The organism is Amycolatopsis sp. 195334CR (assembly GCF_017309385.1).
Lineage (GTDB): Bacteria > Actinomycetota > Actinomycetes > Mycobacteriales > Pseudonocardiaceae > Amycolatopsis.
This window is the reverse complement of the sequence record NZ_JAFJMJ010000003.1, coordinates 1,323,122-1,338,898: the sequence shown is the minus strand read 5'-3', so window position 1 is coordinate 1,338,898 and position 15,777 is coordinate 1,323,122. Positions and strand designations below refer to the sequence as shown.

At 72.7% G+C, this 15,777-nt stretch carries 14 protein-coding genes; 10 read left to right on the top strand and 4 right to left on the bottom strand.

The genetic code is table 11. The annotated features are described in order from the left end of the window. Window positions 1-60 precede the first annotated feature (60 nt). The 5 genes from JYK18_RS43450 (at window position 61) to JYK18_RS43430 (ending at window position 7,021) form a co-directional block, all read left to right on the top strand. Window positions 61-1,443 (top strand): NYN domain-containing protein, encoded by a 1,383-nt coding sequence (locus tag JYK18_RS43450; RefSeq protein WP_206809840.1) that lies wholly within the window; start codon window positions 61-63, stop codon window positions 1,441-1,443. Window positions 1,444-1,570: 127 nt separating this feature from the next. After that, on the top strand, window positions 1,571-2,095 hold the full coding sequence (locus tag JYK18_RS43445; RefSeq protein ID WP_206809839.1) for a PadR family transcriptional regulator: 525 nt from the start codon (window positions 1,571-1,573) through the stop codon (window positions 2,093-2,095). Continuing rightward, a complete protein-coding gene (locus JYK18_RS43440) occupies window positions 2,092-2,772 on the top strand; it encodes an ABC transporter ATP-binding protein (RefSeq protein WP_206809837.1) in 681 nt (226 codons plus the stop codon). The genes JYK18_RS43445 and JYK18_RS43440 overlap by 4 nt, the downstream gene beginning before the upstream one ends. Then, entirely contained in the window at window positions 2,769-5,087 is a 2,319-nt protein-coding gene (locus JYK18_RS43435) for an FtsX-like permease family protein (protein ID WP_206809835.1), read from the top strand. Before JYK18_RS43440 ends, JYK18_RS43435 begins: the two co-directional genes overlap by 4 nt. Window positions 5,088-5,239: 152 nt before the next feature. After that, complete coding sequence (locus JYK18_RS43430) at window positions 5,240-7,021, top strand: D-alanyl-D-alanine carboxypeptidase family protein (protein ID WP_206809833.1); 1,782 nt, start codon at window positions 5,240-5,242, stop codon at window positions 7,019-7,021. A 72-nt stretch (window positions 7,022-7,093) separates the two neighbouring features. Here JYK18_RS43430 and JYK18_RS43425 read toward each other — a convergent pair whose 3' ends face one another. Continuing rightward, window positions 7,094-7,714, bottom strand: coding sequence for a maleylpyruvate isomerase N-terminal domain-containing protein (locus JYK18_RS43425; RefSeq protein WP_206809831.1), 621 nt, complete (start codon window positions 7,712-7,714; stop codon window positions 7,094-7,096). A 548-nt stretch (window positions 7,715-8,262) separates the two neighbouring features. Here JYK18_RS43425 and JYK18_RS43420 point away from each other — a divergent pair. Next, on the top strand, window positions 8,263-9,315 hold the full coding sequence (locus JYK18_RS43420) for an NlpC/P60 family protein (protein WP_206809830.1): 1,053 nt from the start codon (window positions 8,263-8,265) through the stop codon (window positions 9,313-9,315). A gap of 77 nt (window positions 9,316-9,392) precedes the next feature. Then, window positions 9,393-10,538: a glycosyltransferase family 4 protein gene (locus tag JYK18_RS43415; protein ID WP_206809829.1), complete on the top strand. Its 1,146-nt coding sequence runs from the start codon at window positions 9,393-9,395 to the stop codon at window positions 10,536-10,538. Here JYK18_RS43415 and JYK18_RS43410 read toward each other — a convergent pair. The 3 genes from JYK18_RS43410 to JYK18_RS43400 are packed head-to-tail and all read right to left on the bottom strand — an operon-like array spanning window position 10,528 to window position 12,601. Then, window positions 10,528-11,376 carry a sigma-70 family RNA polymerase sigma factor gene (locus JYK18_RS43410; protein ID WP_307796333.1) on the bottom strand — a complete coding sequence of 283 codons (849 nt, stop codon included), beginning with the start codon at window positions 11,374-11,376 and terminating at the stop codon, window positions 10,528-10,530. The two genes, JYK18_RS43415 and JYK18_RS43410, sit on opposite strands and share 11 nt — an antisense overlap. 39 nt (window positions 11,377-11,415) lie before the next feature. After that, window positions 11,416-12,042, bottom strand: coding sequence for a uridine kinase (locus JYK18_RS43405; RefSeq protein ID WP_206809828.1), 627 nt, complete (start codon window positions 12,040-12,042; stop codon window positions 11,416-11,418). Beyond that, window positions 12,035-12,601, bottom strand: coding sequence for a TetR/AcrR family transcriptional regulator (locus JYK18_RS43400; protein WP_206809827.1), 567 nt, complete (start codon window positions 12,599-12,601; stop codon window positions 12,035-12,037). The genes JYK18_RS43405 and JYK18_RS43400 overlap by 8 nt, the downstream gene beginning before the upstream one ends. 72 nt (window positions 12,602-12,673) lie before the next feature. Between JYK18_RS43400 and JYK18_RS43395 the strand changes: the two genes are divergently transcribed. The 3 genes from JYK18_RS43395 to JYK18_RS43385 all read left to right on the top strand — a co-directional run bounded on the left by JYK18_RS43395 (window position 12,674) and on the right by JYK18_RS43385 (window position 15,746). Next, on the top strand, window positions 12,674-13,144 hold the full coding sequence (locus JYK18_RS43395; RefSeq protein WP_206809826.1) for an HXXEE domain-containing protein: 471 nt from the start codon (window positions 12,674-12,676) through the stop codon (window positions 13,142-13,144). A 30-nt stretch (window positions 13,145-13,174) separates the two neighbouring features. Further along, the gene (locus JYK18_RS43390; RefSeq protein ID WP_206809825.1) at window positions 13,175-14,395 is read left to right on the top strand and encodes a cytochrome P450; all 1,221 of its coding nucleotides are present in this window, start codon (window positions 13,175-13,177) and stop codon (window positions 14,393-14,395) included. 67 nt (window positions 14,396-14,462) lie between these two features. Continuing rightward, on the top strand, window positions 14,463-15,746 hold the full coding sequence (locus tag JYK18_RS43385; protein ID WP_206809823.1) for an adenosylmethionine--8-amino-7-oxononanoate transaminase: 1,284 nt from the start codon (window positions 14,463-14,465) through the stop codon (window positions 15,744-15,746). The last annotated feature ends 31 nt before the right edge of the window (window positions 15,747-15,777 follow it).

Genomic DNA, 15,777 nt, shown 5'->3' with positions numbered 1-15,777 from the left:
CATGCCACAGGGGCGTGGACACGTCCTGCCCCGCCGTGGTGCCGGGTCTACCCTGGGCTGATGACCGCATCCGCGCACCCCGAACCGGAGCACGCCGGCCGCGTGCCACCGGCCCCCGAGGTGCGCGACCAGCCGGAACAGCCCGAGCACCCGGCCAGGCCGGTGAACTGGGTCGAGCTGCCCGAGGCCATCCGCGAGCGGATCGCCGAGCTCGCGGCGGCCGCGCTGGGCAAGCTCCCGGTCGCCGACATACCGCGCCAGCTGCGCCCGGTGGCGCGGTTCGCCCCGGCCAAGCGCGCCAAGCTGGGCGGCTCGGCGCTGCTCAGCACGCTCGGCGAGTCCAGCCGGTTCCGCACCGCGGTGCTGGAGTGGCTGCGCGAGCACCGTGCCGACGTGCTCGACCCGAACGCGCTCGATTCGATCGCCGCGGCCACCGCCGCGGTGCTGCTCGGCGAGGCCAGCGCGGACTCCCGCGTCCGCCTGGTGGCGAAGAACGCCGAGGAGACCAGCCTGCGGGCCGAGCGCGACGCCGCGCTGGCCCGGATCCACCGGCTCGAGGGCGAGCTGGAGCGGGTCCAGGCGGAGCTGACCGAGGCCCGGCGCGTGGTGGAGAGCGCGCGGGCCGATCGGGAGGCCGAGCTGGACCGGTTGCGCGGCCGCCTGCGCGAGCAGGGCGTGAAGCTGCGCCAGGCCAAGGACGCCGCCGAGGAGGCCAGGGCGGCCGCCGCCGAGGCGGGCGGGATCCGCGCGGAGGAGGTAGCCGCGCTGACCGCGCAGCTCGAACGCGAGCGCCAGCGTTCGGCCGCCGAGCGCGCCCGTGCCGACAACGCGGTCGCGGACGCCGACGTGGCCCGCCAGTCCGCCAGGGAAGCGCGTGAGGCCGACGAGGTCCGCCTGGCGCTGCTCATCGACACCATCGAGGGAGCCGCGAAGGGGCTGCGGCGGGAGCTGTCGCTCGGCCACGCGGGCCCGCTGCCCGCCGACGTGGTCCGCGGCGCCAGCACCCGCGCCGACGGCGGTGGCAAGGTCCAGGACCCGGCCGCGCTGGACCGGTTGCTCGCACTGCCCGGCGTGCACCTGATCGTCGACGGCTACAACGTCACCAAGACCGGCTATCCCGAGCTGGCGCTGGCCGACCAGCGCGACCGCCTGGCCCAGCAGCTCGGAGCGCTCTCCGCGCGCACGAGCGCCGAAATCACCGTCGTCTTCGACGGGGCGGGCGTGATCTCCGTGCCCGCCGCGGCCGCACGCGGGGTCCGGGTGCTGTTCTCCGACAAGGGCGTGCTCGCCGACGACGTGATCCGCACGCTCGTCGCGGCCGAACCGGCGGGCCGCCCGCTGGTGGTGGCCACCTCCGACCGCGCGGTCGCCGATTCGGTCCGCGCCCGCGGCGCGCACCCGGTGCCGTCGGCCGTGCTGCTCACCCGCCTCGGCCGGGTCTGACCCTCTCCCCGCTCCACCCCCCGCTGACCTGCGCTGTTGCGGTATTCACTCGGGGTATACCCGTGGTGTATACCTACCGTGTATAGTCCCTCGCACAGGCAAGCAAGATCATGGGGAAGGAGGTCGCATGTCGGTATCGCGCACATTGCTCGCCCTGCTGGAAACGGGGCCGCGACACGGCTACGACCTGAAGCGCTCGTACGACGAGCAGTTCGCCCAGGGGCGCCCGCTCGCCTACGGGCAGGTGTACTCGACGCTCTCGCGACTGCTGCGCAACGGGCTGGTCGTCGAGGCGGGCGTCGAACAGGGGGACGGTCCGGACCGCAAGCGCTACACCATCACCGACGCCGGGGTCACCGACGTCGAGTCGTGGCTGGCCACGCCGGAGAGCCCGGAGCCGTACCTGCAGAACACGCTCTACACGAAGGTGGTGCTCGCGCTGCTGTCCGGCCGCAGCGCCACCGACGTGCTGGACAGCCAGCGCGCCGCGCACCTGAAGGTGATGCGGGAGCTGACCAAGCGCAAGACCGGGGGAGACTTGGCCGACCAGTTGATCTGCGACCACGCGTTGTTCCACCTGGAGGCCGACCTCCGGTGGCTGGAGCTGACCGCGGCCAGGCTGGACGCGCTCGCCGAGGCGGTGCGCGCGTGAACCAGCCACTGCTGCGGGCGCGTGACCTGCACAAGTCCTTCGGCCAGACCAGCGCCCTGCGCGGGGCGGACGTCTCGGTGCGCGCCGGTGAGGTCCTCGCCGTGATGGGCCCGTCCGGTTCCGGCAAGTCGACGCTGCTGCACTGCCTCGCCGGGATCGTCACCCCGGACTCGGGCGCGATCGAGTACCAGGGCCGCGACCTGATCGGCATGAGCGACAAGGAGCGCAGCGCGCTGCGCCGCACCGATTTCGGCTTCGTCTTCCAGTTCGGCCAGCTCGTACCGGAGCTGACCTGCCTGGAGAACGTGGCGCTGCCGCTGCGGCTGACCGGGGTCAAGCGGGGCCCCGCCGAGGCCAAGGCCCGCCAGTGGCTGGACCGGCTCGAGGTCGGTGAGCTGGGCGGACGCCGTCCCGGTGACGTCTCCGGTGGGCAGGGGCAGCGGGTGGCGGTGGCCAGGGCGCTGGTCACCGGGCCGAAGGTGATCTTCGCCGACGAGCCGACCGGGGCGCTGGACTCGCTCAACGGCGAGATGGTGATGCGCATGCTCACCGACGCCGCGCGCACCACGCAGGCCGCGGTGGTGCTGGTGACGCACGAACCCCGCGTCGCCGCGTATTCCGATCGCGAGGTCGTGGTGCGCGACGGGAAGGCGAGTGATCGGGAGCTGGTCTCGTGATCCGCGACCTGGTGCTCGGGCTCCGGCTGGCCGTCGGGGGCGGCCGGATGTCCGGGCAGGCGCTGCTGCGGCTGGTGATGACCACCATCGGCGTGGCACTGGTGGTGGCGATCCTGCTGCCCGCCGCCTCGGTCGGGAACGTGGTTTCCGAGTACGACGCGCGGGAGGCGGCGAACGCCGAGGTCACCGACCCGCGGCCGGGGGTGGACCCGCTCCACTCCTACGGCTGGTACACCGAGCTGGACGACGACTACCTGGTCACGCACGTGGTCGCGGCGAGCGGGCCGAATTCGCCGGTGCCACCCGGTCTCGACCGGATCCCGGCGCCGGGGGAGCTGTTCGTCTCGCCCGCGGTGGCCGAACTGCTCGCCGGGCCGAAGGGCGACTCGGTGCGGGCACGCGTGCCCGGCACGGTGGCCGGGGAGATCGGCAAGGCGGGGCTGGACGACGCGGGCGACCTGAAGCTCTACCTCGGCACCACGGTCGAGCGGCTCAGCCAGACCGAGGGCACCGAACTGGTCACCGGCTTCGGGGTGCCGCCTGACGGGTTCATGCTCGACGCCACCACGGCGTTGCTGATGGCGCCGATCGTGGTGGCGCTGCTGCTGCCGCTGCTGATCTTCGTCACCACCGCGTCCCGGATGGGCGCGGCGCAACGCGAACGCCGGCTCGCCGCGCTGCGGCTGCTCGGCGTGGACGCGCGGCAGGTGCGCCGGATCGCCGCGGCCGAGTCGCTGCTCGGCGCGCTCGCCGGGCTCGTGGTGGGCACTGCGTTGTTCCTCGCGCTGCGCCCGCTGATCGGGCAGCTCGACCTGTTCGGGCTGAAGCTGTTCCCGGAGGACTTCGTGCCGCCGTGGCAGCTGGCCGTGCTGATCGCGCTGCTCGTGCCCGGGCTCGCCGTCGGCACGGCGATCTTCGGCCTGCGCCGGACCATCGTCGAACCGCTGGGCGTGGTGCGGCAGAGCAAGCCGATCAAGCGCCGGATGTGGTGGCGCTGGGGGATCACCGGGCTGGGCGCGCTGCTGATGGGGCTCACGCTGCTCGCCGAGGAGCGGGACAACGGCGACGCGGTGGGCATCGCGTTGAGCGTGGGCAGCGCGCTGCTGCTGATCGGGGTGGCCGCCCTGCTGCCGTGGGCGGTGGAGAAGGTGGTGCGCGGGTTGCGCGGCGGTACGCCGTCGCTGCAGTTCGCGGTGCGACGGCTGCAGATGGACGGGGGGACGGCGAGCCGGGTGGTGTCCGGGCTCGTGGTCGTGCTGGCCGGCACCATCCTGATCCAGACGCTGATGGTCTCGCTGACCGCCGACGACGCCAAGCGCACCGGCTGGCAGCCGCCCCAGGCGCTGGCCGCCGAGATCGTGACGGACGGCGGGCACGCGGACGAGGTGCGGCAGCGGCTCGCCGGGGTGCCGGGCCTGACCGGGGTGCACGAGGTGGCCTCGGCCACGCTGCGGCCGCCCGGGGCCAAGTCCGGGCGCGACTCGACCGGCGTGGAGATCGGGGACTGCGCCGCGTTGCGGACCATGGCGAACCTGCCTTCGTGCGCGGACGGCGACGTGTTCGCCGTCGGCGTCCCGGAAGGCTCTTCGCAACCGTGGACCGGGCCGCCGACCGGAGAGCTGCAGTTCTACGGCTACCAGAACGGCGAACCGCGGCCGGGTCCGATGTGGACGGTGCCGGCGCAGGTGCGGACGGTGCCCGGTGCCGAGGCCGCCCAGATGGTGACGGGGAACCTGCTGGTCACCCCGGGCGCGCTCGGTTCGGTGCGGCCGGACGGTTCGATCACCTTCACCGTGTCGGGGCCGGGGGAGCCCAACGCGGTGATCGACCGGGCCGCCGCCGCGCTCAGCCCGCTGGGCTGGGACGTCCACGTGCGGGCGGTCCAGCAACCCGGGGTGGTGAGCGCCCAGCTCGACGAGCGCACGGGCACCTTCCGCGCCGCGCTGCTGGCGGCCTCGGCGTTCGTGCTCTCGGTGGCGGCGCTGAGCCTGCTCATGCTGTCCATCGAGCAGATCGTCGAGCGGCGGCGGCCGCTGGCGGCGCTGTCGGCGTCCGGGGTGCCGTTGTCGGTGCTGGCCCGCGGATCGCTGTGGCAGAACGCGATCCCGGTGCTGGTCGGGGTGGTGCTGGCGATCGCGGCCGGGCTCGGGCTGACCGTGCCGACGCTGCGGTACGTCGGGCTGCCGTTCACCCTCGACGTCGGCCTGCTCCTCACCATGGGCGGCGCGGCGGTGCTGGCCGTGCTGGTCACCACGGCGCTGACCTGGCCGTTGCTGCGTCAGGTGACCAGGCTGGACGGCCTGCGCGCGGAGTAGGGGGGAGCGGTTGCGGTTCGGCAGCGCGTGGTCCTCGGGCCCCGATGCCGAACCGCAACCGTTCCGAGGAGTGACCCGAGTGGCCCTCGCCCGTTGATGACGGTAGGACAACAAGCGTTTGTCCGGTGTTGTCGACCAGGTGGAGGACGTGGATGCGGGCCAGAGCCGGCCTGGCGCTGCCGCTGGTGTTCGCGGGCGCGCTGCTCGTGGCCCCGACGGCGGGCGCCCAGAACGACGTGCCCGCGGATCCCGGGGATCTGCGCGTGGAAGCCGGGGTGGCGCCGGGGACCGGGCCGGGGGACCCGCGGCCGGGTGAGGCGTTCGCCGATCCCAAGGTCGCCGATCTCCAGCGCACCGCCTCGGACGTGCAGAAGGAACTCGGTGAGCTGGCCGGGCGGATCGAGGCCGCCGAAGCCGAACTCGGCACCGCGACCGCGCAACTGCAGCACGCCACCGCCGAGCGGCTGGACGCCGAAGCGCAGTTGACCGCCATCCGCGGGGAAGCCGACGAGTTCACCAGATCGGTGTTCACCTCGCTGGGGCGGCCCGACAACGTGCGGTTGTTGTTCAGCGCCACCAACGCCAGCGATCTGCTCAACGGCAAGTCCATGGTGGACCACCTGCGCGAGGACCAGGACGCTCGCCTCAACAGCGCGCTGGACCGGCAACGCAGGGCGGTCGAAGCGGAGGGCGTCGCGGCGGGTGCGGAGAAGACGGCCGCCGAGCGCAAGGCCGAATTGGACAGTCGCAACGGGGACGCCACCAACCGCGCGGACGCGATCAGCTCGGAACTGCGCGGCCCGATCGACGACGCCAACGCCGCGGTCGTCGAGCAGCAGCGGGCGCAGCGGGACCGGAACTCGCAGACCGCGTCGAACTGGAAGGCCTACACCGACCGGCTCGCGGCGGCCGGGATCAAACCGCCCTCGGCCGCGGCGCTGGCCGATCCGGCGAAGCTGCCCGCCGGGTTACGGCCGCTGGCCGGTTCCGGCGGCCCGCAGGCCGGCGTCGCGGAGTCCAGTGTGGACGGTCAGCGGATACTGGTGCTGCCGAAGGAGACCATCGACGCGGTGACCGCGGGCATCGGGGCGCTCGGCAAGCCGTACGTGCCCAAGGACGGTGGCGAGGGGCCGGTGGCGTACTCGTGCGACGGGCTGGTGCGCTCGGTGTTCTCCGGGGCCGGGTTGCCGCTGCCGGGTTCGGCGGGGGAGCAGCTGGCGGTGGGCAAGCCGGTGCCGCTCGCCGACGCCCAGCCGGGTGACCTGGTGTTCATCGGGCCGGCGAAGTACGGGGTGCAGTCGGTCGGGGTGGTGCTGGACAGCCGCACCATGCTCGCCGCGGACGCCCGGCTGGCCGGGGTGGTGGTCGCCGACCTGCCCGCCGGGGACAGCGTGCTCGGCGTGGCCAGGCCCGCGCTGGGCACGCGGGAGGCCGTGCCGGTGCCGCAGCGGGGTCCGGGGGAACTGACCTGGCGGTGTGGTGGCGTCGAACTGCCGCCCGCCGCCCCCGGCACCGACCAGGCGGCCGGCGCGTGGGGCGGGTTCCCGAACGGCCTGATCCCGGCGGGCGCGCTGTGCCCCATCGGCATCGGCTCCCACGTGCTGAGGTGCGACGCGGCGCAGACGTTCGCCGCGCTGTCGTCGGCCTTCGCCGGGACGTTCGGCCGTCCGCTGTGCGTGACGGACTCGTACCGCACGTTCGCCGGTCAGGTGGACCTGTACCGGCGGAAGCCCTCGCTGGCCGCCGTGCCGGGCACGAGCAACCACGGCTGGGGGCTCGCGGTGGACATGTGCGGCGGGGTGCAGTCGTTCGGCACGCCGGAGTACGGCTGGCTGGCGGCGAACGCGCGCTCGTACGGCTGGGTCAACCCGGGCTGGGCGCAGCCGGGACGGGGCCGGGAAGAACCCTGGCACTGGGAGTTCGCCGGGCGCTGAGCGTGTGCGGTGAAGGTGGCTTTCACTGCACATTCCGCAGTGAAAGCCACATTCACAGCGCCTCGCCGGGGCCTAGGCGCGGATCGAGCTGTCCCAGCGCCACGACGTCGGGCGCGGGTGGCCGGGGAGGTCGCCCCGGCCCGTCGCCCACAGCAGGGTCGGCCAGCGCGGGGTGTCGGTGGGGGCGTCCGGGAACAGGCGGAGCAGGGTGCGGTCGCACAGGTCCTCGGGCGGGGTCCAGGTGAGGCCCAGCCCCGCGGCCAGGTCGTGCGTGTGCACCAGGGTCTCCACCACGCCCATCGCCGCCGCGCCGGCGGCGTCGGCGGTGCCGAGCGAGTGGAAGCAGCGGGCCGTCGGCGGGGCCGTGCGCACCACCGCGGCGAGCAGCGCGCCGCACGAGTCGAGCACCTGGAGCAGCCCGGACGGCCCCGCCGAGCGATCGGCGAACACCACGCCGTCCGGTGCTTCGGGCCGTCGGCGGATCATTTCGAACGGCACGTACCGGTCCACCGGAGGCCGCCGCAGGCCCAGTTGCGCGGCATAGGCGAACAGGTCGTCGGCCAGGTGCTCGGCGGTTTCCCAGCAGGTCCACGCCAGCGTTCCGGCCGGGTTTTCCCACTTCTCCGCCGGCGCGCCGGCCAACGTAGTCAAAGCGAGCCCGACGGCCGTTTCCACATCCTCCGCACCAACCACGAACGCAGCTTAGTGAGCCATCTCATCCCGGGAATTTCCGACCGGCCCGAGCGATCGCCACACGGTAGAAAGAGCCCGGCGGACGGCCCGGTGATCGGCTTCACCCACCGGACGTTTCGGCGAGCGGTCGATCCCATCGGGTGAGCGGTTCTCTCATCGCAGAGTAGTGAACTGTTGCACTGGTCACACCGATCGTGTCCCCGCTGGTCCATCTGGTGATTCCTCTCGCTACTGAGAGTTTTTGTCGTTCCGATGGTGGACGCGCAGGCCCCTATTTCGTAACCTGGCCGAGATCTCGTGGCCGGTAGCCGTCGCACAAGGGATGGCGACACGGGATTGCCGCCGTAGCAGCTTTGTCGGGGAGCTGAACCGGAAATACTGCGTGCTCTGCCTGCCCTGCCTGGTGCGGTGGCTGCCGGGCGCGCGGTTGTCCGACGCCGGCCGGAAACGGGTGCTGTGTCCGCCCATCCGGCCAGTGACGAGGGCCCCCGACCTCGTCGCGCAGGTGTCCCGGTGAGGCGGCCGAACGCAAAGGAGACACGCGCGACGTGCAGTCGCATCCGGTAAAGCGCGTGGTTTCAGGCGCTCTGGCAGCCACCGCCGTCATCGCGGCCGTGACGCTGTCCCAGGCACCCGCCACCGCCACCCCCATCCTCGCCCCCCAGCAACCCCCGAGCAGCGAGTCCGAGGCGCTCAAGAAGTACCGCGAACTCGCCGAGCAGGCCGAGAAGCTCAACGAGGACCACCTCAACGCCGTCGAGGACGAGAAGGCCAAGCAGGGCGAACTCGACAAGGCGAACCAGGACCTCGAGGCGGCCAAGCAGACCGAGAGCACGGCCAGCGCCGACATCGAGCGCTACCGGGTCGACGTGGACAAGTTCGCCGGCGCGTCGTTCACCAGCGGCGCCCAGCTGAACAAGATGTCCGCGCTGCTGACCGGCAACTCGGCCCAGGACTTCCTGGACCGCTCGTCCGCGCTGGACGTGCTGGCCACCGACCAGAACAACGTGCTGCAGGGTTACGCCGGCTCGCTCAAGCAGGCCGCCGACGCCCGCCAGCTGGCCGCCGACGCCCAGGGCCGCGCCCAAGCGGCCAAGGACGAGGCCTCCCGGCTCAAGTCGGACATCGAGCAGCGCAAGGCCTCGCTCGAGGACCAGAAGGACAAGCTCGAGGACGCCTACGGCAACCTCAGCGACGGTGACAAGGCCGCGCAGAAGGACACCGGCGAAGACGTCGGCCCGATCAAGGCCCCCGGTGCCGCCGCCCAGACCGCGGTCGACGCGGCCATGGGCAAGCGCGGCAAGCCCTACTCCTGGGGTGCCACCGGCCCGAACTCCTTCGACTGCTCCGGCCTGACCGGCTGGGCCTACAAGCAGGCCGGGATCAGCCTCCCGCGCACCTCGAAGGCCCAGTCGACCTTCGGCAAGTCGATCCCCCGGGATCAGCTGCAGCCGGGCGATCTGGTGTTCTACAACTCGCCGGTCTCGCACGTCGGCATCTACATCGGCGGCGGCAACATGGTGCACGCCCCGACCACGGGTGACGTGGTCAAGGTCTCGCCGCTGCAGAAGAACTACGTGGGTGCCCGCCGCGTCGCCTGACGCCCAGGACAACCACACGCGAAGGCCGCCTTCCTCCCGGGGAAGGCGGCCTTCGTGCTTCCCGCTAGCCTCGCCTGGTGCGCCGAACGCTCTTGGTCACCAACGACTTCCCGCCCCGCCACGGCGGCATCCAGGCCTACCTGCACGCGCTGGCCACCCGGGTGCCCGCGGACGACCTGGTGGTCTACGCACCGGCGTGGCGCGGTGACGCGGAGTTCGACGCGGCCGCCCCGTTCGAGGTGGTGCGCCACCCGACCTCGCTGATGGTGCCGACGCCGGGCGTGCTGCGCCGCGCGAAGCAGATCATGCGGGCGCGCGAGTGCGAGGCGGTCTGGTTCGGCGCGGCGGCGCCGCTCGCGCTGCTCGGCCACCCGCTGCGGGCGGCCGGGGCGCAGCGGGTGCTGGCCAGCACGCACGGGCACGAGGTCGGCTGGTCGATGCTGCCCGCCGCGCGGCAGGCGCTGCGGCGGATCGGCGACACCGCCGACGTGGTCACCTTCGTCAGCGAGTACACCCGCAACCGGTTCGCCGCCGCGTTCGGGCCGATGGCCGGGCTGGAGCACCTGCCGTCCGGTGTGGACACCGAGCTGTTCCGCCCGGACCAGGCCGCGCGCGAGTCGATCCGCAAGCGCTACGGCCTCGGCGACCGGCCGACCGTGGTGTGCGTGTCCAGGCTGGTGCCCCGCAAGGGCCAGGACATGCTCGTGCTCGCCATGCTGGAACTGCGCAAGCGCGTGCCGGACGTGGCGCTGCTGCTGGTCGGCGGCGGGCCGTACCGCGCGAAGCTGGCCGGGCTGGTGGACTCGCTCGACCTCGGCGGGGACGTGGTGCTCACCGGTTCGGTGCCGTGGGAGGAACTGCCCGCGCACTACACCGCTGGCGACGTGTTCGCCATGCCGGCGCGGACCCGCGGCAAGGGCCTCGACGTGGAGGGGCTGGGCATCGTCTACCTGGAGGCGTCGGCGACCGGCCTGCCGGTGATCGCCGGGCGTTCGGGCGGGGCACCGGAGACCGTGCTCGACGAGGTGACCGGGCACGTGGTCGACGGCCGGGACCTGATGCAGCAGGTCGAGACGCTCGCCGCGCTGCTGAACGACCCGGCCCGCGCCCAGCGCATGGGCGAAGCGGGCCGGGAGTGGGTCAGCCGCAGCTGGCGCTGGGACGTGCTGGCCAAGCGGCTGGAGACGATGCTCGCCGGTGACCCGATCGCCGCTATCCGCTGACCGCGAGCTCGAGTTCGGCCAGCCGGCGCGGGGAGGCGATCACCTCGTACCCGGCGATGCGGTCGCCGTCGAAGGTGAAGGTGAGCACGAGCGCCAGCCGTCCGCCCGGGGCCACCACCACGCCGATCTCGCCGTCCACCAGCGCCACCTCGGCCAGGTGCGCGCGGCGGCCGAACACCAGCACGCCCTCGGCCACGGCCCGGGCACCACGCACCTCGGCCGGGGCGCTCGCGGGGAGCGCGCCGGGACCGGCGCGGCGGACGGCGTCGGGCGCCAGGATGGTGAGCAACGCGTCGAGGTCGCCGTCGCGCGAAGCGGTCAGGAACGCCTCGACGACCTTGCGCCGCGCGGCCAGTTCACCGGCGGGTGACGCCGGCTTCCCGCGCAGCCGTTGCCTCGCGCGGCTCGCCAGCTTCTTCGCCGTGGCCGGACTCCGGTCCACGATCGGCGCGATCCGCTCGAACGGCACCGCGAACAGGTCGTGCAGCACGAAGGCGATCCGCTCGGCCGGGGCCAGCGTGTCGAGCACGACCAGCAGCGCGCGGCCGACCGAATCGGCCAGCACCGCCTCGGTTTCCGGGTCCTCGCGCCCCCAGCCCGGCGCCGGCAGTTCGGCCAGCGGTTCCTCGCGGCGGGCCTTGCGCGCCCGCAGCATGTCCAGGCAGATGCGGGAGACCACGGTGTGCAGCCAGCCACCGAGGTTGTCGGGGTGGTCCCCCTCGAGCCGGTTCAGCCGCAGCCAGGCCTCCTGCACCGCGTCCTCGGCTTCGGCGACCGAGCCCAGCATCCGGTAGGCGATCGCGCGCAGGTGCGCGCGATGCGCTTCGAAGTCGTCCACTCCGTACTGACGATCCGGCGGGCGCGAAGGTGACACGGGTCAGGTCCGCTCGATCAGCGCCGGGTGCTTCGGGTCGTCCACGCGGACCACCACGTCGGCGAATTCACCGGGGCCGACCTCGGTGTCGTAGCGCGCGAAGGCGGGCAGCGCCCAGTGCTCCTCGGGCGGCAGGCGGCGGGTCAGCGCGCCGGGGGAGAGCCACAGGTGCACGGTGAAGTCGAACGGCAGGCCGTGCCCGAGCAGCAACTCGCCGTCCACCAGCACCACCGCGCCGGGCAGCAGCGGGACGCGGTCGAGCCGGGTGGCGCGATCGCGTTCGGCGTCCCAGAGCGCGGGGAGCGCGAGGCCGGTGCCGCCGGGACCGGCCGGGTCGAGCACCTCGCGGCGCAGACCGCCGACGTCGAGCCAGTCGTCGTAGCGGGCGTCGGGGTCGCGCTTGCCGCGTTCGAAGCGCAACGACGCCGCCCGCAGGAAGTCCTTTGTGGACACGCGAAGGGCTTGCCTGCCATGGGGGCGGAGCAGTTCGGCCACGGCGTCGGCGAGCACGCCGGGTGCTTCACCGGCACCGTCGATCGCCACCCTGGTGATCGAGCCGGCCAGGATGCGCTCGGTGATCTCGTCGGCGAGCACGTCGGGGGAGATGGGGCGGTATCGGCGGTCAGGCAACGGAAGCACCTCGCAGCACCACGTCCACGATCTCCCGCACGAACCCGGGTCGCGGGGCCTCCTGCCGGATCAGCGCGCGCATCCAGAGCGCGCCGCCGAGCAGGTCCATCAGCAGCGCGGGATCGGTGTCCCGGCTCAGTTCCCCGCGCTCGCGGGCGCGTTCGAAGATCGGCGACTCCTGGCTGAGCCGGTCGCCGAAGAAGTCGCTGAGCGCCTCCGCCAGCTCCGGCCGGTGCAGGGCCGCGCTCAGTGCCGCCGACGCGATCGCCCCGGTCTTGGCGCCGGTGAGCAGGCGGTTCACCTGGCGCAGCAACGACTCCAGGTCGCCCCGCAGCGATCCGGTGTCCGGAATGGACAGTTCGAAGAGACGGGCGTCCAGCAGGGCCGCGCCGAGCAGCGCGTCCTTCGACGGCCACCAGCGGTACAGCGTGGTCTTGTTCACCCCCGAGCGCGCCGCCACGCCCTCCACGGTCAGCCCGTCGTACCCGAGCTCCGTGAGCAGGTCCAGCGTCGCGGCGAAGATCTCCTGGGCCCGCCGCGGTCCGCGTCCTTCCGGCATCGCCGTCCTCTCGTCTGGTGTGGTTAACATAGCAACGCAACGGTGCGTTGTATTTGCTGGGAGGGTGGGAAGATGGCACGAGTACCGAAGGCGGCGACGCTGGGCCTGTTCGGCGCTTGGCTGGTGCATGACCTGGAGGAAGTGGCCACCATGCCGAAGTGGGCCGGGGTCTCGCGCGAGCACGCCGTGGTGGCGATCGGCCTGATGGGCGGGGTGGTCGCGGCGGCGTCGGTGGCGGGCGCGGTGACCGATGGCCGGAGCCGCTTCTACCAAAGTGCGTTGACCGGGTTCGGTGCGCACGGCTGGGTGCACCTGGCCGCTTCGGCGGCCCTGCGTGGTTATTCGCCGGGGGTGGCGACCTCGCCGCTGGTGGTGATCCCGTTCTCGCGCTGGGCGCGCAAGCGTTTGCGGCAGGCCGGGATCGAGCCGGAGGCGTCGTGGTCGAGCCTCGCGCTGCTGCCCGTGCTGCTCGGCGCGGTGCACGGTACGGCCGTCTTGGTGACTCGGGGCACCAAAGCGCGCCGGGCATCGTTGACCCACTGACAACACTGTTATCGAACCAAGGGGGCGACGATGGCGGCAGTCGTGGAACCGGTCCGGCTCGACGACGCGTTCATGCAGGACCCGCACGCGATGGCGGAGATCTTCCGCCGCGAGGGCCCGGCTCGGCAGGTGGTGATGCCGCGCGGTCTGCGCGGCTGGGTGATCACCGGCTACCACGAGGCCAGGGCGCTGCTGGCCGACCCGCGGCTGAGCAAGAACTCGGCGCGGATCTCCGACCTGTTCCAGACCCAGGTCGACGACAAACCGGACTCCGAGCACGTGGGCGCCCGCCCGTTCGCCTCGGCGCTGACCGCGCACATGCTCAACTCCGACCCGCCGGAGCACACCCGGTTGCGCAAGCTGGTGAACAAGGCGTTCACGCCGAAGTCGGTGGACCGCCTGCGGCCGCGGATCGAGCAGATCACCGACGAGCTGCTGGACCGGATGTCGGGCGAGGTCGACCTCCTCGAGGCCTTCGCCTTCCCGCTGCCGATCACGGTGATCTGCGAACTGCTCGGCGTGCCGGAGACCGAGCGCGCCCAGTTCCGCGACTGGTCGAACACGCTGGTCTCGGCCGATCCGGCGGCGCCGATCGAGAAGGCGGCCGGCGAGCTGGTGGTCTACCTGCGCGAGCTGATCGAGCGCAAGCGGGCCGAGCCGGGGCCGGACCTGCTCTCGGACCTGGTGGAGGTCTCCGAGGACGGTGACCGGCTCGGTGAGCACGAGCTGGTGCCGATGGTGTTCCTGCTGCTGATCGCCGGGCACGAGACGACGGTGAACCTGATCGGCAACGCCGTGCTGGCGTTGTTGCGGAACCCGGACCAGCTGGCCGCGCTGCGGGCCGATCCGTCGCTGCTGCCGGGCGCGGTCGAGGAGTTCCTGCGGCTGGACGGGCCGGTGAACCTGGCCACGCTGCGGTTCACCACCGAGCCGGTGCGGGTCGGGGAGGTGGTGATCGGGGAGGGCGAGTTCGTGCTGATCTCGCTGCTGGCGGCCAACCGGGACGGCGAGCGGTTCGAGGAGCCCGCGAAGCTCGACCTCAAGCGGCCCACCGGCGGGCACCTGGCCTTCGGGCACGGCATCCACTACTGCGTCGGCGCGCCGCTGGCCAGGATGGAGGCGGAGATCGCGATCGGCAGGTTGCTTGCCCGGTTCGACGGGCTGGCGCTGGCGGGGGAGCCGTCGGAACTCCGGTGGCGGGCGAGCACGCTGATGCACGGACTGGAGGCGCTTCCCGTCCGGCTGGGCTGAGTGCCCGAGCGGCGGGGTGCTCCTGGTCAGCCCGGGGTGCGAGCCGGTGCCCCGTAGGGTGCCAGCCATGACGAGCCAGGAGGAACTGCTCGCGCTCGACGCGCGTCACGTGTGGCACCCGTACGGCCCGATGCCCGGCACCGTGCCCCCGCTGCTGGTCCGCGAGGCGGCGGGGGTGCGCCTGCACCTGGCCGACGGCCGGGAGCTGATCGACGGCATGTCCTCGTGGTGGGCCGCCGTGCACGGGTACCGGCACCCGGTGCTCGACGCGGCGCTCGCCGAGCAGGCGGGCCGGATGAGCCACGTGATGTTCGGCGGCCTCACCCACGAGCCGGCCATCGTGCTCTCCCGCACCCTGGTGGACCTCACCCCGGACGGGCTGGAGCACGTCTTCCTCTGCGACTCCGGCTCGGTCTCGATCGAGGTCGCGGTCAAGATGTGCATGCAGTACTGGAGCTCGACCGGGCAGCCGGCCAAGCGCAGGCTGCTCACCTGGCGCGGCGGCTACCACGGCGACACCTTCCAGCCGATGAGCGTGTGCGACCCCGACGGCGGCATGCACTCGCTGTGGAAGGGCACGCTGGCCGAGCAGGTCTTCGTGCCGGAACCGCCCGCCGGGTTCGACGCCCCGCTTGACCAGTCCTATGTGGACACGCTGGCCGACGCGATCGCGGCGCACGCGCACGAACTGGCCGCGGTCATCGTGGAACCGGTGGTGCAGGGCGCCGGGGGAATGCGTTTCCACAACCCGGCCTACGTGCGCGCCCTGCGGGAGATCACCGCGGAAAACGACGTGCTGCTCATCCTGGACGAAATCGCCACCGGATTCGGCCGGTCCGGGTCGCTGTTCGCCGCCGGGCACGCCGGGATCACCCCCGACGTGCTGTGCCTCGGAAAGGCGCTGACCGGCGGTTACCTGAGCATGGCCGCGGCATTGTGCACGCCGGAAGTGGCGCGGGGCATTTCGCGGGGCGAACTGCCGGTGCTCGCGCACGGGCCGACCTTCATGGCCAATCCGCTCGCCAGCGCGGTGGCGAACGCCTCGCTGGGGCTGCTGCTCTCGCGGGACTGGCTCGCCGAGGTCCGCCGGATCGAGTCTGCACTCCACAGTGGACTGTCGGCGGCCGCGGACCTGCCCTCGGTGCGCGATGTCCGCGTGCTCGGCGCGATCGGCGTGGTGCAGCTCGACCACCCGGTCGACATGGCGACCGCGACCAGGGTGGTGACCGAGCACGGGGTCTGGCTCCGCCCGTTCCGCGACCTGATCTACACCATGCCGCCCTACGTCAGCACCGACGACGACGTGGCCGCCATCTCGCGGGCGGTGGTGGCGGCCGCGGCGGAGGCCTGAGCGAAATTCACCCGATCCTGTGACAACAAGG